Origin of the sequence: Micromonospora sp. NPDC093243, from assembly GCF_044753725.1 — a bacterium.
GTDB lineage: Bacteria > Actinomycetota > Actinomycetes > Mycobacteriales > Micromonosporaceae > Micromonospora.
The window spans coordinates 444,423-464,188 of sequence record NZ_JBIVNT010000004.1 but is presented as its reverse complement, the minus strand read 5'-3'; the positions used below and the strand labels follow the sequence as shown (position 1 = coordinate 464,188).

Below are 19,766 nucleotides of genomic sequence, written 5' to 3'. Positions count from 1 at the left end.
TGCCGGGCCGGGCCGCGTGCCGTGGTGACGTCAGCAGGGCACGTCGATGCCCCGGGCGCGCAGGAACGGCGCCGGGTCGATCTGGCTCCACATCTGGCCCTGGTGCACCTCGAAGTGCAGGTGCGGGCCGGTGGAGTCGCCGGTGGAGCCCTCGTAGCCGATGACCTCGCCGACGCCGACCTTGTCGCCGACGCTCACCACGAGCCGGCTCTGGTGGGCGTAGTGGGTCAGGTAGCCGTTGCCGTGGTCGATGAAGACCGAGTTGCCGTACCCGTCGCCGGCGTCGCCGGCCTTGACCACGGTGCCCGCGGCGGCGGCGTGGATCGGGGTGCCGGCCGGCATGGCGAAGTCGATGCCCGCGTGCTGGGTGCCCCACCGGGGGCCGAAGCAGGACGTGATCTCGGCGCCCTTCATCGGGATGACCCAGGCCGGCTTCGGCTTCGCGGTCTTCTTCGGCTTCGGCTTGGGCTTGGCGGTGGCCGGCTTGGCCGAGGGGCTGGCGGCGGACGGGCTCGGCGTCGGGCTGCTCGGCGTGACCGACGGGGTGGCCGCCGCGCTCGACTCGCGGACGGAGCGGTCGGCGCGGGCGGCGGCCTCGGCACGGGCCTGCGCGTCGAGCGAGACCGGCGCCGGGGTGTGGTCGTCGCCGGTCGTGGCGACCGCGACGCCGGCGACGCCGATGCCGAGCGCGGCGACCGCCCCGACCACGAGGAGCCGGGCACGACGCCCGACGCGCATCCGGTGCCGGGTCACGTCGGCGCCGGCGGGCTGCTCGTTCCGGGTGGTGCTGTCTTCTTCCTGCACGGGGGGACCTTCACGTGTCGAGGGGATCGGACGGAGAAGATCCTGGTGCGGGCCCGGGTACCGGCGGGTAAGGGGGACGGGTCGGGCCGGTGGCACGACACCAGCCGCTGACCTGTTCTGGGCGACTATGGGGGTTCTGACCCGTTAAGTGATCATGTTCGGTGGTGGCGCCGCTCACACTTCCTGCTGTGGCGCAGGCGACATCGGTCCGCCCCGGGCATGAAAAAACCGCCCGGATCGATCGATCCGGGCGGTTATCCGTCGATACGCAGCGTCAGGAGGCGGCTACCTCGCCGTAGATTGCCTCGACTTGTAGCTTGATGTCCACTCCGCGCTCCTGGAGCCACGGCACCGGGTCCACCGGCTCGCCCTTGACATGCACCTCGAGGTGCAGGTGGCTGCCGTAGGAGTGGCCGGTGTTGCCCACCAGGCCGAGCTGGTCGCCGGCCTTGACCTGCTGACCCTCCTGGACGCTGACCGCGGAGGAGTGGCCGTAGATCGCCTCGCTGCCGTCCGGGTGCTGGACGATCACCGCGTGGCCGTAGCCGCCGAACCAGCCGGCCTTGGTGACGGTGCCGGCGTGGATCGCGACGTACGGGGTGCCCTCGGGGGCGACCAGGTCGACGCCGGTGTGCAGCTTGCCCCAGCGCATTCCGTAGGGCGAGTTGAAGTCGTAGCCCTGCAAGGGCAGCAGCCAGACGTCCGGCTCGCCGGCCTCGTCGGACCGTCCGCTGTCACGAGAGGCGCGGTCGGCGGCGTCGGCACGGGCCGCGGCGTCCTGGCTGGTGATCGAGGCCTGCCGCAGGTCGTCGAGGACCGACGGGTTGACGCTCTTGGCGTCCGGCAGGGCGCCCGCGCCGAGCGCGACGACGCCGGCGCCGACGAAGGCGGTGGTGACGACGGCCGCGTAGCGGCTACGCGGGGGCGTGGGTACGCGGCGACGACCGCGATATCTATCGGGCTCAGACGACAGGCGCTGGCGCACGCACACCCTCCGTTGTCGGGGTTCCGATGCGGCCCGCGGACACCCGAAGAAGCTCGGGTGAACGTCTGCTGACCGCGTCGTCACCCGTCCATGGACCTGATGACAACCGTGGACACGTTAGCCAACCACCAGGCGACTCACAAGCCGGAGCGCCGAATTGGCGTGTCGATCTGTCCGTTTGCGTCCGTGATTGTCACGCCTCGCGCCGCCGATCGGTGCCCAGGTTACTGTCCGTTCGTCGCCGAGCGTGACCGGTACGGCGGACTCGTCCCGCTTGACGGCGAAGGCCGCGCCGCCCGTTCCCGACCGGGTGGTTGCCGCACCGCCCCGGCTCAGCCGCAGGTCACCGGGGAAGCCCGGACCCCGGATGTCCGGCCCGACCCGCCGGCGGGGCTGCCCCGGCCGCCAGGCCGACGATCCGCCCGACTCGCCGGTCCGACTCGCCGGCCGGGTTCCCGGCCCGGATTTCCCGGCCCCGGTCGGCCGGGTTACCGTTCGTTCAGGTGACTGCCGCGAAGTCCGGTGAAAGGTGTGCGCTGATGAGCTCTCGAATTCGGGTCGTCGTCGCCAAGCCCGGCCTGGACGGCCACGACCGGGGCGCGAAGGTGGTCGCGCGCGCCCTGCGCGACGCCGGCATGGAAGTCATCTACACCGGCCTGCACCAGACGCCGGAGCAGATCGTCGAGACCGCCATCCAGGAGGACGCCGACGCGGTCGGCCTCTCCGTGCTCTCCGGTGCGCACATGACGCTGTTCCGGCGGGTCCTCGAGCTGCTCGCCGAGCGCGACGCGCGGGACATCGTGGTGTTCGGCGGCGGCATCATCCCGGACGCCGACCTGCCCGAGCTCGAGAAGCTCGGGGTCGCCAAGATCTTCACGCCGGGGGCGACCACCCAGTCGATCGTGGAGTGGGTGCGGCAGAACGTGGCGCAGCCGGTCAGCTGAGGCGGGCGTCGCGCCGGCCTTCCTGGCTGACAGCGGCGGTGCTCTCCTGGCTGACAGCGGCGGAGAGAGAGCCGCGGTCGGATCGAGAGACGGGGGAGGGGCCGGACGCACCCCTCACACGTCCGGCCCCTCTATGCACGATGCCCCGCCGCCACCCCTCGACCGACAGGGCATCGGCCGTCTCCCGTCATCGCGCTTTCCAGCGCTCCGACATCTGACTCAACGAGGCCCCGCCGGAGGGGTTACGCGCCCCCGCCAACATCGCCCGGACGGCTGACGCGACCGGGCCGTCACCGCCCGGGGACAACCCGGCGCAGGCGCGTCCGAGGCGGCTGCGCCGGGCGGCGGCGGCCCGGGTCCGACGGTGGCTGTGCATTACCGCACACCGCGCACCCGCTCGGTTGCCGCCGGTGGCCACCTCGCTAGGCTGCGGCCAATGGCCTGTTTCAACTGATGACAGGCGTCAAACTGTTTTCTGAACGCTGGTGGCGGCGCGACGGCGCGCCGCGGAGACGGGACGGGACGCGCAATCGTGGACCTGTACGAGTACCAGGGGCGGGACCTGTTCGAGCGGCACGGCTTGCCCGTGCTGGCCGGCGGCGTCGCCACTACCCCGGAGGAGGCCCGCGCGATCGCCGAACGCCTCGGCGGTCGGGTGGTCGTCAAGGCGCAGGTAAAGGTCGGCGGCCGGGGCAAGGCCGGCGGCGTCAAGCTGGCCGAGGGCCCGGATGAGGCGGTGGCCCGGGCCACCGACATCCTCGGCATGGACATCAAGGGCCACACCGTCCACAAGGTCATGATCACGGTGACCGCGGACGTGGCCGACGAGTACTACTTCTCGTACCTGCTCGACCGGGCGAACCGCACCTTCCTCTGCATCGCCAGCGTGGCCGGCGGCATGGACATCGAGCAGGTCGCCGCCGAGACCCCGGACAAGGTGGTCAAGGCCCCGATCGACGCCGTCAAGGGCGTCGACGAGGCGAAGGCCCGCGAGATCGTCAGCGCGGCCGGCTTCCCGGCCGAGGTCGCCGACCAGGTCGTCGACATCGCGGTGGGCCTGTGGCAGGCCTTCGTCGCCGAGGACGCCACCCTGGTCGAGGTCAACCCGCTGGCCAAGACGGGCGAGGGCAAGCTGCTGCTGCTCGACGCCAAGATCAGCCTGGACGAGAACGCCGGGTTCCGGCACCCGGACCACGAGGCGCTGGTCGACCAGGCCGCGGTGGACCCGCTGGAGCAGGCCGCCAAGGAGAAGGACCTCAACTACGTCAAGCTCGACGGCGAGGTCGGCATCATCGGCAACGGCGCGGGTCTGGTCATGTCGACCCTCGACGTGGTCGCGTACGCCGGTGAGCGGCACGGCGGCGTCAAGCCGGCCAACTTCCTCGACATCGGCGGCGGCGCCAGCGCGGCCGTGATGGCGAACGGGCTGGAGATCGTCCTGTCCGACCCGTCGGTGCGCAGCGTCTTCGTCAACGTCTTCGGTGGCATCACCGCCTGCGACGAGGTCGCCAACGGCATCATCCAGGCGCTCGCCCTGCTGGAGCAGCGCGGCGAGCAGGTCACCAAGCCGCTCGTCGTCCGGCTCGACGGCAACAACGCCGAGGCCGGTCGGGCGATTCTCGACGGCGCGAACAACCCGCTGGTGCAGCGGGTCGACACCATGGACGGCGCGGCCGAGCGGGCCGCCGAGCTGGCAGCTGCGGGGGTCTGAAGATGGCTATCTGGCTGACCAAGGACTCTAAGGTCATCGTCCAGGGGATGACCGGTTCCGAGGGTTCCAAGCACACCCGGCGGATGCTCGCCGCCGGCACCAACGTGGTCGGCGGCGTGAACCCGCGCAAGGCCGGCACCACCGTCGACTTCGACGGCACCGAGCTGCCGGTCTTCGCCTCGGTCGCGGACGCGATGAAGGAGACCGGGGCCGACGTCACGGTGATCTTCGTTCCGCCGCAGTTCACCAAGGCCGCCGTCGTCGAGGCGATCGACGCCGGCATCGACCTCGCCGTGGTGATCACCGAGGGCGTGCCGGTGCACGACACCGCCGCGTTCTGGGCGTACAACGTGTCGAAGGGGGAGCGGACCCGGATCGTCGGGCCCAACTGCCCCGGCATCGCCTCGCCGGGCGCCTCGAACGCCGGCATCATCCCGGCCGACATCACCGGCACCGGCCGGATCGGCCTGGTCAGCAAGAGCGGCACGCTGACCTACCAGATGATGTACGAGCTTCGGGACATCGGCTTCTCGACCTGCGTCGGCATCGGCGGTGACCCGATCATCGGCACCACCCACATCGACGCGCTCGCCGCGTTCGAGGCCGACCCGGAGACCGACGCCATCGTGATGATCGGTGAGATCGGCGGCGACGCCGAGGAGCGGGCCGCCGAGTTCATCAAGGCGAACGTCACCAAGCCGGTCGTCGGCTACATCGCCGGCTTCACCGCCCCGCCCGGCAAGACCATGGGGCACGCCGGCGCGATCATCTCCGGCTCGGCCGGTACCGCCGAGGCGAAGAAGGCGGCGCTGGAGGCGGTCGGTGTGAAGGTCGGCAAGACGCCGACCGAGACCGCGCGCCTGATGCGGGAGATCATGTCCGCCGGCTGACCCGGCTGTCGCGTACCGAGGGGGTCGACCGGCGCGGTCGGCCCCCTCGGTCGTTCCCTCGCCCGGGTCGTTGCCGGCCCGGGCGGGGAGCGCGCTCTCGAACGACGAACTCCCACGGCGCCCAGCGCGAGGGCGACGTGCCCGAGTGGCCGGGCGGGTGGGTGTCCCGAATGGACAGGTGGCCGAGAACGATGCCGAGGACTCCGCGGCGGACGGGACCGAGCATGATGCCGAGCACGCCCGGAACGGCGGCGCGGGCCCGGCCGGCAGCAGGGCCCACGGAGGTCCGGCGGCGCGCGGACAGCGGAACTCGCCGCCGTGCCGGGGGGTTATCGGACTGCTCCCGCGCGCGCGGCATGCCAGAGTAGATCCCGATGTCCTCCGTCACCCCTGATCAACCCCGCCGCTCCGGTACGGCAACCGCCGACGACCGGTCGGGTGGTCGCGCCGCGCCGGGCCGGCGGGTGCCGGCGCCACGGTCGGGCGGAGCGCCGCGCGGTCGGGCGCCGCTCGCCGTGGCCGCAGCGGTGGCGGCCATCGGGGCCGCGCTCACCTCCTACCTTCCCGTCGCGATCGTGCTCGGCCTGGCGCAGCTCAGCGAGGACGCCGGCTCGGTCGCCGGCGCCCTGCGCGCCGGGCTGGCCGGCTGGCTGCTCGGGCACGGCGTCCCGCTGCACACCGAGGCCGGTCCCCTCGGGCTCGTCCCGCTGGCGCTGACCGGGTTGGTGGTCTGGCGGCTGACCCGGGCCGGGGTGCACGTCAGCCGGGCCATCGGTGCGCGCGGCGGTCGGTCGCCGCGGCAGGCGCTCGTCGCCGCCGGCGCCGTCGGCATCGGCTACGCGCTGCTCGGCGTCCTCGCCGCGGTGCTGGTCGGGGCGGGCGGACCGGCGGTATCCCTGCTCCGCGCCGGGCTGACCTTCGCCCTGCTCGGCACGCTGGCCGCGCTGGTCGGCGCGGTGCGCACCTGCGGCGTGGCCAGGCTGTTCGACGAGCGCGCCCCGGTGGCGCTGCGCGAGGGGATCCGCACCGGCCTGGTCGCCGGTCTGCTGCTGCTCGGCGCGGGCGCCGGAGCGGCCGGACTCGCCGTGGCCACCGGCGGGGGCGACGCGGCCGACATGATCGAGGCCTACCGGACGGGGGTGGCCGGGCAGGCCGGGATCACCCTGGTCAGCCTCGCCTACGCGCCCAACGCCACCGTCTGGTCCACCAGCTACCTGCTCGGCCCGGGCTTCGCCGTCGGCACCGACACCGCGGTGCGGACAAGCGAGGTCTCGGTGGGCGCCCTACCGGCCGTACCGCTGCTGGCCGGCCTGCCCCGTGGCCCGGTGGACGGGCTGGGCGCCGCCATGCTCGCGGTGCCCGTGCTGGCCGCGATGACCGCCGGTTGGCTGCTCGCCCGGCGGCTGCTGCGGCTGGCCCTGGACGAGCGGGCGCCGGTGGGCTGGGCGGCGCTGCTCGGCCCGGCGGCGATCGCCGGACCGGTGGCCGGGGTGCTGCTGGGCGTGGCCGCGGCGGCCTCGGCCGGCCCGTTGGGGGGTGGCCGGTTGGCCGAGGTGGGTCCGGTCGCCTGGCAGGTCGCCGCGGTGACCACCGCCGTGGTCGGGGCGGGCGCGCTGCTCGGCGCGGCCGCCGCCCGGGCCTTCGCCCGCCCCGCGGCCGGCTGAGCCGCGGCCGGTCGGCCCGCACAAGCGCAGACAGACCGAAGGGGCGCCCCGCGACTCGCGGGACGCCCCTTTCGTGGTTCGGACGGTCAGGGCTGGTTGGGCAGGCTCATACCGATGAGGTTGAGGATCAGCACCAGGATGCCCAGGCCGGCGCCGACCGCACCGCAGATCAGGCCGGCCTTGGCCTGGCCCGCGTTGTTGGCCAGGCCCTGGTCCGCCTTCTGCTTACCCAGGTAGCCGGTGACCACGGCGGCGATGCCGGCCGGGATGCCCAGGAACAGGCAGCAGGCCAGCGGGATCGACGCGATGCCGAGGATCATCGACACGAGGCCGAGGGTGTTGTTCTGCCCCTGCGCCTGCGGGTAGCCGGCGTTCGGGTAGGTCGGCGCACCGCCGTACGGCTGCTGCTGCGCGTACGGGTCCTGGTACGGCTGGCCGTAGGGCTGTCCCGAGGTGGGCGGCTGCCCGTACGGCTGACCCGAGGTCGGCTGCTGCCCGTGCGGCGGCTGCTGACCGTAGGGGTTCTGCGGCGCGGCGTACGGGTCCTGCGGCTGGCCGTAGGGCTGCCCGGCGGGAGGCTGCTGCCCGTACGGCGCCGCCGGCGGCGGGGCGTACGGGTCGTGGGGCTGCTGCGGCGCGGTCGGATCCTGGTTGGGCTGCTGGTTGTAGGGATCCTGACCGGGGTAACCGGGCTGCATTCGACGAGGCTCCTTGGCTGTGTCGTCAGTACGTGGTCCGTCAGTATGTGGTGCTGTCGCCACTCATGATCGCGCCGAGACCGCCCAGCGCGCAGCACACCAGCACGATCACATACCACGCGATGCCGATGATCAGGGCCCACTTGGACCACTTCTTCGACTCTGCCGCGGCGGCCTGCGCCCCGGCGTAGTCACCCTGCTGGAGCAGCGGGTTCACCTTGGACGCGTTGATGATGGCCGGAATGGCCAGCGGCCAGAAGAGGAAGATGGCGACGATCGACATCGTCATGTTGTTGTTGATCGGCTGCTGGGGGGCAGGGTATCCGGGCTGCATGGGGGCTCCTCATTCATCGACACAGCTCGCGTGTCGGATCATCGACGGGGTGCGGGCCGGGCGCGCCGGTCCCGAGCGACCGGCAGCGTACCGGTTTCGCGCCAGTCCGGCTGTCACCTGCGAGCACCGATCGACGGCAACCCGTCCCGACCTGCCCGGACGTGGGCCGTCCCGACCTGCCCGATAGGGTGATCCGGTGACCGAGCCCGCGTCCGCCGCCCGCATCGTCGTCCTCATCTCCGGATCCGGGAGCAACCTGCAGGCGCTGCTCGACGCCACCGCCGACCCGGCGTACGGCGCCCGGGTGGTCGGGGTGGGCGCCGACCGGGACGGCATCGCCGGGCTGGACCGGGCCGCCGCGGCCGGGGTGCCGAGCTTCGTGGTGCCGCTGAAGGCGTACGAGACCCGGGAGGAGTGGGACCTCGCGCTCACCGCGCAGGTCGCCGCGCACTCGCCCGACCTGGTCATCTCCGCCGGGTTCCTCAAGCTGGTCGGGCCGCACTTCCTGGCCGCCTTCGGCGACCGCTACCTGAACACGCACAACACCCTGCTGCCGGCGTTTCCCGGCATCCACGGCCCGCGCGACGCCCTCGCCTACGGCGTGAAGGTCACCGGCGCCACCCTCTTCTTCGTCGACGCCGGAATGGACACCGGCCCGATCGTCGCGCAGGTCGCCGTGCCGGTGCTCGACGACGACGACGAGGAGACCCTCACCGAGCGCATCAAGTCGGCCGAGCGGCGCCAGCTCGTCGAGCAGGTCGGCCGCCTGGTCCGCGCTGGTTGGACGATCACCGGAAGAAAGGTCACGACCCCGTGAGCTCCACTCAGGACGAGCGCCGCCCGATCCGGCGGGCGCTGGTCAGCGTCTACGACAAGAGCGGCCTGGTCGAGCTGGCCCAGGCCCTGCACGCGGCCGGCGTGGAGATCGTGTCGACCGGGAGCACCGCCGCGACGATCGCCGGCGCCGGTGTGCCGGTCACCGCGGTGGAGACGGTCACCGGCTTCCCCGAGGTCCTCGACGGCCGGGTCAAGACCCTGCACCCGAAGGTGCACGCGGGGCTCCTGGCCGACCTGCGCAAGCAGTCGCACGTCGACCAGCTCGACGAGCTGGGGGTCGCCCCGTTCGACCTGCTGGTCAGCAACCTCTACCCGTTCCAGGCCACGGTCGCCTCCGGCGCCAGCCTCGACGAGTGCGTGGAGCAGATCGACATCGGTGGGCCGGCGATGGTCCGGGCCGCGGCCAAGAACCACGCGTCGGTCGCCGTGCTGACCGACCCGTCCGCGTACCCGGCGCTGCTGGCCGCCCTCGACGCGGGCGGCTTCACCCTGGCCCAGCGCCGCGCCCTGGCCGCGCGGGCCTTCGCCGACATCGCCGAGTACGACGTGGCGGTGGCGAACTGGTGCGCGGTGCAGCTCGGGGCCGAGCCGGAGTGGCCGGGCTTCGCCGGGCTGGCGCTGCGGGCGGAGCAGGCGCTGCGCTACGGCGAGAACCCGCACCAGGCGGCGGCGCTCTACACCGACCCGGACGCGCCGGCCGGGCTGGCCCAGGCCGAGCAGTTGCACGGCAAGGAGATGTCCTACAACAACTACGTCGACGCGGACGCCGCCTGGCGGGCCGCGAACGACTTCGCCGACCAGCCGGCCGTCGCGATCATCAAGCACGCGAACCCGTGTGGCATCGCGGTGGGCGCGGACGTCGCCGAGGCGCACCGCAAGGCGCACGCCTGTGACCCGGTCTCCGCGTACGGCGGCGTGATCGCGGTCAACCGGCCGGTCTCGGCCGAGCTGGCCCGGCAGGTGGCGGAGATCTTCACCGAGGTGGTGGTGGCGCCGGAGTTCGAGGCCGGCGCGGTCGAGATCCTCCAGGCCAAGAAGAACCTCCGGCTGCTGCGCGCCCCGGCGTGGAACCCGCCGCCGGCGGAGTGGCGGCAGATCAGCGGTGGCGTGCTGGTGCAGCTGGCCGACCGGGTGGACGCCCCCGGCGACGACCCGGCGAACTGGCAGCTCGCCGCCGGCGACCCGGCCGACGAGCAGACCCTGCACGATCTGGCCTTCGCCTGGCGGGCGGTCCGCGCGGTGAAGAGCAACGCGATCCTGCTGGCCAGCGATGGCGCGACCGTCGGGGTCGGCATGGGTCAGGTCAACCGGGTCGACTCGGCGCGGCTGGCGGTCAGCCGGGCCGGGGCGGAGCGGGCCCGGGGCTCGGTCTGCGCCTCGGACGCGTTCTTCCCGTTCGCCGACGGCCCGCAGATCCTCATCGACGCAGGGGTCCGGGCGATCGTCCAGCCGGGCGGCTCGATCCGCGACGAGGAGGTCATCGCCGCCGCCAAGCAGGCCGGCGTGACGATGTACCTGACCGGCACCCGCCACTTCTTCCACTGACCGGCGCGCCAGACCCCGGCGATCATGCAGTTGTGGTGCCTCACGAAGGGCGCGGATCGGCGCCTTTCGCCCACCACAACTGCATGATCGACCAGGCTGGGGGGCCTGGGGGCGGGGTCAGGCCGCCGCGGTGGGGCGCAGTTCGGCGAAGTGGCAGGCCGAGGGGTGCGGGTCGGCGGCGCGCGGGACGGTCTGCGGGTCCTCGACGGCGCAGATCTCCTGCGCCTTCCAGCAGCGGGTGCGGAACCGGCAGCCGCTCGGCGGGTCGGCCGGCGACGGCACGTCACCGGTGAGCCGAATGATGTTCCGGTCGGTACGCGCCTCCGGGTCCGGCACCGGCACGGCGGAGAGCAGCGCCTGGGTGTACGGGTGGGTGGCCCGCTCGTAGATCTCGTCCTCGGTGCCGATCTCCACGATCCGACCGAGGTACATCACCGCGACCCGGTCCGCGATGTGCCGGACCACCGACAGGTCGTGCGCGATGAAGATGTAGGAGAGGCCGAACTCGTCCTGGAGCTGTTCCAGCAGGTTGATCACCTGCGCCTGGATGGAGACGTCCAGCGCCGACACCGGCTCGTCGCAGACGATCACCTCCGGACGCAGGGCGAGCGCCCGGGCGATGCCGATGCGCTGCCGCTGCCCGCCGGAGAACTGGTGCGGGTACCGGTTGATGTGCTCCGGGTTCAGCCCGACCACGTCCAGCAGCTCCTGCACACGCTTGCGCTTGCTGCCCTTCGGAGCCGCGTCCGGGTGGATCTCGAACGGCTCGCCGATGATGTCGCCGACCGTCATCCGCGGGTTCAGCGAGGTGTACGGATCCTGCATGACCATCTGCATGTTGCGCCGCAGCCGGCGCAGCTCGCCGCCGGAGGACTTGAACAGGTCCTTGCCCTCCAGGGTGGCCCCGCCCGAGGTCGGCGTCTCGAGCCGCATGAGCAGTCGGGCCAGCGTCGACTTGCCGCAGCCCGATTCGCCCACCACGCCGAGGGTCTCGCCCCGGCGCAGCTCGAAGCTCACCCCGTCCACCGCCTTGACCGCGCCGATCTGGCGCTTGAACAGCACGCCCTGCGAGATCGGGAAGTGCTTGACCAGGTTGTCGACGGAGAGGATGGTCTCGCCCCGGACCTTGGTGGAGCTAGCGGGCGCTGTCATCACGGACCTCCTGCGCGAAGTGGCATGCGCTGGTCCGGCCGTCGCCGAGGACCAGGTCGTGCGGCACCGCGTCCACGCAGACCTGCTGGACGTACGGGCAGCGGGGGTGGAACGGGCAGCCGGAGGGGATCCGCATCAGGTTCGGCGGCAGCCCCTTGATCGTCGACAGCTCCTGGCCGCGGACGTCCAGGCGCGGGATCGACTCCAGCAGCCCCTTGGTGTACGGGTGCGCCGGCGCGCGGTAGAGCGAGCGGACGTCGGCGTGCTCGACGATCCGGCCGGCGTACATCACCGCGATCCGGTCCGCCACGCCGGCCACCACGCCGAGGTCGTGGGTGATCAGGATCATCGCCATGCCGAGGTCCCGGCGCAGGTCGGCCAGGAGGTCCATGATCTGGGCCTGCACGGTGACGTCCAGCGCGGTGGTCGGCTCGTCGGCGATCAGCACCTTCGGGTTGAGCGCCAGCGCCATCGCGATCATGACGCGCTGCCGCATGCCGCCGGAGAACTGGTGCGGGTAGTCGCCGATCCGCCGGGCGGCAGCCGGGATCTTCACCAGGTCCATCAGCTCGATGGCCCGCCGGCGGGCGTCGCCGCGGGACATCCCCTCCCGCTGGCGCAGCGTCTCGCCGATCTGCCAGCCGACCGGGAAGACCGGGTTCAGCGCCGAGAGCGCGTCCTGGAAGATGATCGCGATCTCTTTGCCGCGTACCTGCCGGCGCTGCTCCTCCGACTGGGTGAGCAGGTCACGGCCCTGGTAGAGGATCTGCCCGGAGCGGATGTGCGCCGGCGGGGTGTCCAGGATGCCCATGATCGCCTGAGCGGTCACCGACTTGCCGGAGCCGGACTCGCCGAGCACGGCGAGCGTCTCACCGGCGTCCAGGTGGTACGAGACGCCGTTGATCACCTTGGCCACGCCCTCGCCGGTGCGGAACTCGACGTGCAGGTCCCGTACCTCGAGCAGGTGGCCGCCCTCCGGGGTGGCGGAGGCGGGCGTGGGTTGGACGATGGAGTCGGTCATGCTGTGCCTGCCTTTCGCTCGCGAACTGCGGGGCTCGCTTCGCTCACTCCTCGCGCTCGCACGGGTCACCGCAGCTTCGGGTCGAAGGCGTCACGGATCGCGTCGCCGAGCATGATGAACGCGAGCACGGTCAGTGCGAGGAAGGCCGACGGGACGATCAACGGCGTCGCCGCTTCCCGCATGTGGATCCGGCCGGTGTCGATGTCCTGGCCCCACGAGATGGTCGGCGCCTTGAGGCCGATGCCCAGGAAGGAGAGCGTGGCCTCGGCGGCGATGAACGAGCCGAGCGCGATGGTCAGCACCACGATGGCCGGGGCCAGCGAGTTCGGCAGGATGTGCCGCCACATGATCCGGCCGTGGTTGGCGCCGAGCATCCGGGCCGCGGCGACGTAGTCCTGCTCCTTGGCGGTGATCACCGAGGAGCGCACCACCCGGGCGGCGGTCGTCCAGCCGAGGACGGCCAGCACGAAGATGACCGCGGTGATCCGGGCGGTGGGGCTGTCGCTGCCGACCCGCTTGAGCAGCACGATCGCGGCCAGCAGCAGCGGGATGCCGAGCACGACGTCGATGACCCGGGAGAGCACCGCGTCCACCCAGCGGCCGAAGTAACCGGCCAGCATCCCGATGACCAGCGCGATCACGCCGGTGCCCAGCGCCGAGAGCGCGCCGACCAGCAGCGACGCCCGGGTGCCGTAGACCGCTCGGGAGTACGTGTCGCAGCCCTGGAAGTCGTACCCGAAGATGGCCCCGCCGGACGGCCCGGCGTGCTGCCGGGAGAGCAGGCAGTCGCGCGGGTCGTTCGCGGTGAACACGCCGGGCAGGAGCGCCATCAGGGTGACGAGCAGCACCAGTACCAGCGAGATCCAGAAGATCGGGTTGCGGCGCAGGTCGCGCCAGGCGTCCCCGGCCAGGCTGCGCGGCTTCTGCGCCGCGCCGACCTGGTTGGGCGTGCCGGGCTCACCCGAGGGGCCACGCCGTGCGGCCTGGTTCTCGGTGGCCGCCACAGTTTCAAAATCACTCATGCCTGCACCTCGCTGCGCTCGGTGCCGGCATGAGCGCCCAAGCACGCTGCGCTGATGATTCGTTCGCTGCGCTCACTCATAGCGGATCCTCGGGTCGAGTACGGCGTACAGGACGTCCACCACCAGGTTCGAGACCAGGTAGACCACGACGAGCACGCTGACGATGCCCACCACCAGCGGCCCGTCCTCGGTGCGGATGCCCCGGAAGAGGTTGAAGCCCACGCCGGGGATGTTGAAGACGCCCTCGGTGATGATCGCGCCGCTCATCAGGTTGCCCAGCTCGACGCCGAGGAAGGTCACCACCGGGATGAGCGAGTTGCGCAGTACGTGGACGCTGACGATGCGCCGCTTGAGCAGGCCCTTCGACCGGGCGGTCCGCACGTAGTCGGCGCGCAGGTTCTCGGCCACCGAGGTGCGGGTCAGCCGCAGCGCGGTGGCGAGCGAGAGCGAGCCGAGCACGATGCCGGGCAGCAGCAGCGCGTAGAAGCTCGGCTCCGAGCCGGCGGTGGGCGGGAAGAGCTGCCACTTCACGCCGAGGAAGAACTGTGCGAGCGGCGCCAGCACGATGGTCGGGATGCCCAGCACCAGCAGGGTCAGCACCAGCGTCGAGTTGTCGAAGATGCTGGCCCGGCGGATTCCGGCGATCACGCCGGAGGTGACGCCGAAGATGACGGCCACGGCGAGCGCGATGAGGGCAAGCTTCACGGTGACCGGCCAGGCCTGCTGGAGGATGTCGCCGATCTGCCGGCCGGTGAGCGACTGGCCCAGGTCGCCCTGGAGCAGGCTGCGCACGTAGTCGAAGTAGCGGTAGAAGAAGCCGCCCACGCCGGTCGCGTCCAGGTGGTACTTCTCCGTCAGATATGCCCGCTGAGCCGCCGTCACCGGCCGCTCACCGGCGAGAGCCTGGATCGGGTCGCCTTGCCCGGCGAACATCAGCGCATAGACGATCAGGGTGGTCCCGAGGAACGCGAGGACCATCTGCAGGAGGCGCCGCAGGATGTAGCGGAACATACTTGACAGTCTCTCTGGAAAAGTGCGAAAGGTTCGCAGTACGACGTCTCTGGTCGTACCGGAAATCGTGCCGCCGGTGCCCCTCCGGCCGGTGGGCCGTGCGGAGAGCGGCCGGACGGTTGGTCGGCGATTCCCGGTCCGCGCGTGCCCGGGCCACCCGGGTTTCCCCGAGTGGCCCGGACGCGGTCAGCTAGCTCAGCTGGTCGCTTCGATCTTGACCAGGTTGACGCGCTGGAACAGGTCCATCTCGACGTGGCTGACCTTGGTCGAATGCCCGAACACGTTCTCGCCGAAGCGGAGCGGGATGACCGGCATGTCCTTGGCCAGGATGTCCTCGGCCTGCTGGTACTTCTTGATCGCCTCTTCCTGGGTGGGAGCGGCGGAGCCCTCCTTCACCAGGCGGTCGAACTCCGGGTTGCTGTAGCCGTAGTAGTTCGACGAGCCGTTGGTGCTGTACAGCGGGCCCAGGTAGTCCTCCATGGACGGGTAGTCCATGACCCAGCCCAGCCGGAACATGCCGACCGGCTGCTTCTTCTCGACCTTGGTGAGCAGGTCGGCGAACTTCGGCTCGGCCGAGCCGACGACGTCCACGCCCAGGTTGGCCTTCAGCTGGTTGGCGGTCGCGTCGACCCAGTCCTTGTGGCCGCCGTCCCCGTTGTAGGAGATGACGATCTTCGACGGGCCGCCGGCGGCCTGGTAGAGCTTCTTGGCCTCGGTCGGGTTGAACTCGCCCGCCGCGCCCGCGGTGTTCTCCCGGTAGCCCGGCAGCACCGGCGAGACGAACGAGCGAGCCGGCTGCTGCGAGTTCTTGAAGATCGACTTGGTGATCTCGTCCCGGTCGATCGCCATCGAGATCGCCTTGCGCACGTCCGGGTTGCTGAAGTTCTTGTCGAACGTCGGGAACGCCAGGAACTGGAACGACGACATCGGGCTGGTCTGGTAACGGTCGCCCAGGTCGGTCGGCGCGGTGCTCAGGCTCTCGGTCGGGATCGTCGGCAGCACGTCGAGGTTGTCCGCCAGCACGTCCGCGTACGCGGCGGTGAGCTGCTGGTAGACCCGGAACTCGACGGCGTTCACCTTGGGCTTCTCACCCGGGTAGGCGTCGTACCGCTCGACGTCGATCTTGCTGTCGTGCTGCCAGGTGCCCTTCATCTTGAACGGGCCCTGACCGATCGGCGCCTGCTCGTAGGAGTCCTTGAGCACGCCCGGGGCCGAGAACGCGGCGTCCGGCAGCGGGTAGAAGGCGTTGTAGCCCAGCATCGTCTTGAAGTCGATGTACGGGGCGGAGAGCGTCACCTGGAAGGTCAGGTCGTCGACCTTCTTCAGGCCGGACATCTCCTTGGCCTTCGGCTTGTCGCCCTGCAGGTCCTGGTAGCCGTCGATCTTCTCGAAGAAGTAGCTGCCGCCCTGGCCGTTGGGCGCGTACGCGCCGTAGTTCCAGGCGTTGATGTAGTCCTCGGACGTGACCTTCTCACCGTTGTGGAAGGTGAAGCCGTCCTTGAGCTTGATCGTCCAGACCTTGTTGTCGGTCGACGTCACGGACTCGGCCGCGACCTCGTACGGCTTGTTCTGGGCGTCGTAGTCGACGAGCGGGCTGAACAGGCCGGCGAGCACCTGGGACCCGGACGTCTCGGTGGTGTTGGTCGGAACCAGGTGCTGGGGCTCCCCGATCTGGATACTGACCGCGGAACCGGAACCGCCGCTACCGGACCCACCGTCGCCGCCGCTGCCGCAGGCCGCGAGGCCCAGGGTCACCGCGAGCGGGAGGGCGGTCCAGGCGGCGAGCCTACGAACTCGCATTGAGCCTCCTCATCTCCTCACGCTGCGCAGTCAGGCCCGACGCTGGGTGACGCTGCGCAACAATCGGCAACGGTAGGTCGGGGTGGGTGCTTCCGGCAACGAGCCGGTTGCGACTCGGTAACGGTGTAGGTGGCGGCCCGTTGCCGACGGGCGGCGAGACTGCTAGGGCGAGGTGGCGTTTACGCACCCGAAGTGCGATTACTGCGGGAGAGGCGGCGTGCTTCGGGCCGGACCGGGCGCTGATCGGCGGTATCCGGTCGCCCGTCCCGGTTGTCGCCTTCCGTGCCGACCGGTCCGGTAACGGCTGTGGCTTGATCCACAAACCGTCACCGAGGGTGATGAACGACACGTCACGCTTCGTTACTGACGACGGCTGCCCGAGCTGCCGCCGCGTCGTGGAACCGGGTCATCCGAAAGACCGACGTCCAACGTGAGACGATCAGTTCGTGACGGCGACGCTTCTGGACGGCAAGGCGACCGCGGCGGAGATCAAGGACGAGCTGCGAGCGCGGGTGAAGGCCCTGGCCGAACGCGGCATCACCCCCGGACTGGGCACGGTCCTGGTCGGTTCCGACCCCGGCTCGCAGGCGTACGTCAACGGCAAGCACCGGGACTGCGCCGAGGTGGGCATCGCCTCGATCCGCCGCGAGCTGCCGGCCGACGCCACCCAGCAGCAGGTCGAGGACGTGCTCGCCGAGTTGAACGCCGACCCGGCCTGCCACGGCTACATCGTCCAGCTGCCGCTCCCGGCGCACCTCGACACCCAGCGGGTGCTGGAGCTGATCGACCCGGCCAAGGACGCCGACGGCCTGCACCCGGTGAACCTCGGCCGGCTGGTGCTCGGCTACCCGGGCCCGCTGCCCTGCACCCCGCGCGGCATCGTCGAGCTGCTGCGCCGCTACGACGTGCCGCTGCGCGGCGCCAAGGTGGCGGTCGTCGGCCGCGGCAACACCGTCGGCCGCCCGCTCGGCCTGCTGCTCACCCGGCGCACCGAGAACGCCACGGTGACGCTCTGCCACACCGGCACCCTCGACCTCGCCGCACAGACCAGGGACGCCGAGATCGTGATCGTGGCGGCCGGCGTACCCGGCCTGCTCACCGCCGACATGATCACCCCGGGCGCCGTGGTGGTCGACGTCGGCATCACCCGGGTGGTCGGGCCGGACGGCAAGGGTCGTTACACCGGAGACGTGGACCCGGGGGTGGCCGAGGTGGCCGGCGGCCTCGTTCCGATGCCGGGCGGCGTCGGCCCGATGACCCGGGCCATGCTGCTGACCAACGTGGTCGAGCGCGCCGAGCAGGGCTGAGGTCCGGACGCGACGCCCGTCAGGGTCATAACTGTCCGCCCCTGGCCGGTTCGGTGCCAGGATGACTGATACGGTCCGGAAAACCGACTGGTAGCAGGGAGTGGGACGACCATGGGTAAGAAGGTCACTGTCGTCGGGGCCGGCTTCTACGGCTCCACCACCGCACAGCGCCTGGCCGAGTACGACGTCTTCGACACCGTCGTGATCACCGACATCGTGGAGGGCAAGCCGGCGGGTCTCGCGCTGGACCTCAACCAGTCGCGCCCGATCGAGGGCTTCGAGACGAAGGTCGTCGGCGTCACCACCGGCCCGAACGGCGAGGGCTACGAGGCGATCGAGGGTTCGGACGTCGTCGTGATCACGGCCGGTCTGCCGCGCAAGCCGGGCATGAGCCGGATGGACCTGCTGGAGACGAACGCCAAGATCGTCCGCCAGGTCTCCGAGAACGTCGCCAAGTACGCCCCGAACGCCGTGGTCATCGTGGTCTCCAACCCGCTGGACGAGATGACCGCGCTGGCCCAGCTCGCGACCCAGTTCCCGAAGAACCGGGTGCTCGGCCAGGCCGGCATGCTCGACACCGCCCGGTTCACCAACTTCGTGGCCGAGGCGCTGAACGTACCGGTGAAGTCGGTGAAGACCCTCACCCTCGGCTCGCACGGCGACACCATGGTGCCGGTGCCGTCGAAGAGCACGGTCAACGGCAAGCCGCTGCGTGAGGCCATGCCCGACGCGCAGATCGAGGAGCTGGTCGTCAAGACCCGCAACGGTGGCGCCGAGGTGGTCGCGCTGCTCAAGACCGGCTCGGCGTACTACGCCCCGTCGGCCGCCGCCGCCAAGATGGCGAAGGCGGTCGCGGAGGACTCCGGCGAGGTCATGCCGGTCTGCGCCTGGGTCGACGGCCAGTACGGCATCTCCGGGGTCTACCTGGGCGTGGAGGCGCAGATCGGCGCCGAGGGCGTGAAGCGGGTCGTCGAGACCGACCTGGACGCCGACGAGCTGGCGAGCCTCAAGGAGGCCGCCGAGGCCGTCCGCGCCAAGCAGGCCGACGTAGCCACCATGTGATCCACCCGACCCACGGAAAGGGCGCGCCGGCAAAGCCGGCGCGCCCTTTCCCTTTCCCCTCCCTCCCACCCCCGACAGCCCCCGCCCGCCCCGTTGATCAAGAGGTTTGCGTCACCGGGAACGCAATTCCTGACGCAAAGCTCTTGATCAACGGGGGCTGAGGGGGGTGAGGGGGGTGAAGGGGGTGGCCAGGTGGGGGGTGGCCAGGAGGGTGGGGGTGGGGGTCAGGGTGGCCATGAGGGTTGTCCGGGACTTCCGGGCCGTCGTGGGGTCCGCCTCGTGGGCGTACGCCAGGTCGGGGTCGACCAGTTGCACGGCGTGCACCAGCAGGTCGCCGGTGAACAGCAGGCGCTCGTCGGCCGCGTCCAGCAGCACGGACTGGTGGCCGGGCGTGTGCCCCGGAGTGGGCAGCAGTCGTACCGCCGGGGTGAGGGCGGTCTCGCCGTCGACCACCCGGAGCTGGCCGGCGGCGCGCAACGGCGCGACCAGGCCGGCCGGCAGCCCCGGGTTGAGGCTCTCCGCCGCGTCCAGCTCGGCGCGCTGCAGCAGGTAGCTCGCGTTCGGGAAGTACGGCCGCCCGGGCGCGCCGGTCACCGCCCAGCCGATGTGGTCGCTGTGCAGGTGGGTCAGCACGACCGTGTCGACGTCGGCCGGGTCGATGCCGGCGGCGGCCAGCTCGGCGGGCAGCCGGCCGGGCACCGGCGCCCAGCTCGCGGCGGGCGCGTCCGCCGGGCCGATGCCGGCGTCGATGAGGGTGACCGGCCCATCGCCGGCGCGGATCGCGAAGCTGCGGAACTTCAGCCACCACTGCCCGTCGTCGGTCACCGAGCCGGGGTCGCGCCGGTCGGCCTCCCGCCAGTGCGCCGCGGTGGCGTGCGGAAACGCCGCCGCCCGGGGCTGGAAGAAGGGACCCTCCCCGTCGGTCAGCGCGGTCACCGTGATAGACCCGAGGGTGCGGCTCAGTGGCATCGGGCGAGGA

The 19,766-nt window shown here is 71.5% G+C and carries 18 protein-coding genes; 8 read left to right on the top strand and 10 right to left on the bottom strand.

Translation table 11 applies throughout. From position 1 onward, the window contains the following. Positions 1-30: 30 nt before the first annotated feature. Both ACIP9D_RS15890 and ACIP9D_RS15885 read right to left on the bottom strand, forming a co-directional pair. Positions 31-804 carry a M23 family metallopeptidase gene (locus ACIP9D_RS15890; protein ID WP_400450083.1) on the bottom strand — a complete coding sequence of 258 codons (774 nt, stop codon included), beginning with the start codon at positions 802-804 and terminating at the stop codon, positions 31-33. A gap of 274 nt (positions 805-1,078) precedes the next feature. Further along, a complete protein-coding gene (locus ACIP9D_RS15885; RefSeq protein ID WP_350871410.1) occupies positions 1,079-1,789 on the bottom strand; it encodes a M23 family metallopeptidase in 711 nt (236 codons plus the stop codon). A gap of 539 nt (positions 1,790-2,328) precedes the next feature. On the opposite strand from ACIP9D_RS15885, the gene ACIP9D_RS15880 reads away from it, so the two are divergent. The 4 genes from ACIP9D_RS15880 (at position 2,329) to ACIP9D_RS15865 (ending at position 6,998) form a co-directional block, all read left to right on the top strand. Further along, positions 2,329-2,733: a cobalamin B12-binding domain-containing protein gene (locus tag ACIP9D_RS15880; protein WP_350871411.1), complete on the top strand. Its 405-nt coding sequence runs from the start codon at positions 2,329-2,331 to the stop codon at positions 2,731-2,733. A 532-nt stretch (positions 2,734-3,265) separates the two neighbouring features. Further along, positions 3,266-4,444 carry an ADP-forming succinate--CoA ligase subunit beta gene (gene sucC, locus ACIP9D_RS15875; RefSeq protein WP_350871412.1) on the top strand — a complete coding sequence of 393 codons (1,179 nt, stop codon included), beginning with the start codon at positions 3,266-3,268 and terminating at the stop codon, positions 4,442-4,444. A gap of 2 nt (positions 4,445-4,446) precedes the next feature. Beyond that, a complete protein-coding gene (sucD, locus tag ACIP9D_RS15870; RefSeq protein WP_350871415.1) occupies positions 4,447-5,334 on the top strand; it encodes a succinate--CoA ligase subunit alpha in 888 nt (295 codons plus the stop codon). A gap of 374 nt (positions 5,335-5,708) precedes the next feature. Next, the gene (locus ACIP9D_RS15865) at positions 5,709-6,998 is read left to right on the top strand and encodes a DUF6350 family protein (RefSeq protein WP_350871418.1); all 1,290 of its coding nucleotides are present in this window, start codon (positions 5,709-5,711) and stop codon (positions 6,996-6,998) included. Between the two features lie 86 nt (positions 6,999-7,084). Here the strand turns inward: ACIP9D_RS15865 and ACIP9D_RS15860 are convergent, their stop codons facing one another. Together ACIP9D_RS15860 and ACIP9D_RS15855 are read right to left on the bottom strand one after the other, a co-directional pair. Continuing rightward, positions 7,085-7,696, bottom strand: a complete 612-nt coding sequence (locus ACIP9D_RS15860) for a hypothetical protein (RefSeq protein WP_350871421.1) — start codon at positions 7,694-7,696, stop codon at positions 7,085-7,087. Positions 7,697-7,736: 40 nt separating this feature from the next. Beyond that, complete coding sequence (locus ACIP9D_RS15855; RefSeq protein WP_350871424.1) at positions 7,737-8,030, bottom strand: CD225/dispanin family protein; 294 nt, start codon at positions 8,028-8,030, stop codon at positions 7,737-7,739. 196 nt (positions 8,031-8,226) lie between these two features. Between ACIP9D_RS15855 and purN the strand changes: the two genes are divergently transcribed. Further along, complete coding sequence (gene purN / locus ACIP9D_RS15850; RefSeq protein WP_350871427.1) at positions 8,227-8,847, top strand: phosphoribosylglycinamide formyltransferase; 621 nt, start codon at positions 8,227-8,229, stop codon at positions 8,845-8,847. After that, positions 8,844-10,412 (top strand): bifunctional phosphoribosylaminoimidazolecarboxamide formyltransferase/IMP cyclohydrolase, encoded by a 1,569-nt coding sequence (gene purH / locus ACIP9D_RS15845; RefSeq protein WP_350871430.1) that lies wholly within the window; start codon positions 8,844-8,846, stop codon positions 10,410-10,412. Before purN ends, purH begins: the two co-directional genes overlap by 4 nt. A gap of 117 nt (positions 10,413-10,529) precedes the next feature. On the opposite strand, the gene ACIP9D_RS15840 is transcribed toward purH, so the two are convergent. The 5 genes from ACIP9D_RS15840 to ACIP9D_RS15820 form a co-directional block, all read right to left on the bottom strand. Further along, complete coding sequence (locus tag ACIP9D_RS15840; protein WP_350871433.1) at positions 10,530-11,564, bottom strand: dipeptide ABC transporter ATP-binding protein; 1,035 nt, start codon at positions 11,562-11,564, stop codon at positions 10,530-10,532. Then, positions 11,548-12,585: an ABC transporter ATP-binding protein gene (locus ACIP9D_RS15835; protein ID WP_350871436.1), complete on the bottom strand. Its 1,038-nt coding sequence runs from the start codon at positions 12,583-12,585 to the stop codon at positions 11,548-11,550. The genes ACIP9D_RS15840 and ACIP9D_RS15835 overlap by 17 nt, the downstream gene beginning before the upstream one ends. Positions 12,586-12,650: 65 nt before the next feature. After that, entirely contained in the window at positions 12,651-13,607 is a 957-nt protein-coding gene (locus tag ACIP9D_RS15830; protein WP_350871438.1) for an ABC transporter permease, read from the bottom strand. Between the two features lie 72 nt (positions 13,608-13,679). Further along, positions 13,680-14,618 carry an ABC transporter permease gene (locus tag ACIP9D_RS15825; RefSeq protein ID WP_350871440.1) on the bottom strand — a complete coding sequence of 313 codons (939 nt, stop codon included), beginning with the start codon at positions 14,616-14,618 and terminating at the stop codon, positions 13,680-13,682. A gap of 195 nt (positions 14,619-14,813) precedes the next feature. After that, the gene (locus ACIP9D_RS15820) at positions 14,814-16,418 is read right to left on the bottom strand and encodes an ABC transporter substrate-binding protein (protein WP_350871442.1); all 1,605 of its coding nucleotides are present in this window, start codon (positions 16,416-16,418) and stop codon (positions 14,814-14,816) included. Positions 16,419-16,864: 446 nt separating this feature from the next. Here ACIP9D_RS15820 and ACIP9D_RS15815 point away from each other — a divergent pair, with 446 nt between their 5' ends. Continuing rightward, positions 16,865-17,725: a bifunctional methylenetetrahydrofolate dehydrogenase/methenyltetrahydrofolate cyclohydrolase gene (locus ACIP9D_RS15815; RefSeq protein ID WP_350871444.1), complete on the top strand. Its 861-nt coding sequence runs from the start codon at positions 16,865-16,867 to the stop codon at positions 17,723-17,725. A gap of 111 nt (positions 17,726-17,836) precedes the next feature. Beyond that, on the top strand, positions 17,837-18,787 hold the full coding sequence (gene mdh / locus ACIP9D_RS15810; RefSeq protein WP_350871446.1) for a malate dehydrogenase: 951 nt from the start codon (positions 17,837-17,839) through the stop codon (positions 18,785-18,787). A gap of 147 nt (positions 18,788-18,934) precedes the next feature. Here mdh and ACIP9D_RS15805 read toward each other — a convergent pair whose 3' ends face one another. Beyond that, positions 18,935-19,756: an MBL fold metallo-hydrolase gene (locus ACIP9D_RS15805; protein WP_350871448.1), complete on the bottom strand. Its 822-nt coding sequence runs from the start codon at positions 19,754-19,756 to the stop codon at positions 18,935-18,937. Positions 19,757-19,766 lie beyond the last annotated feature (10 nt).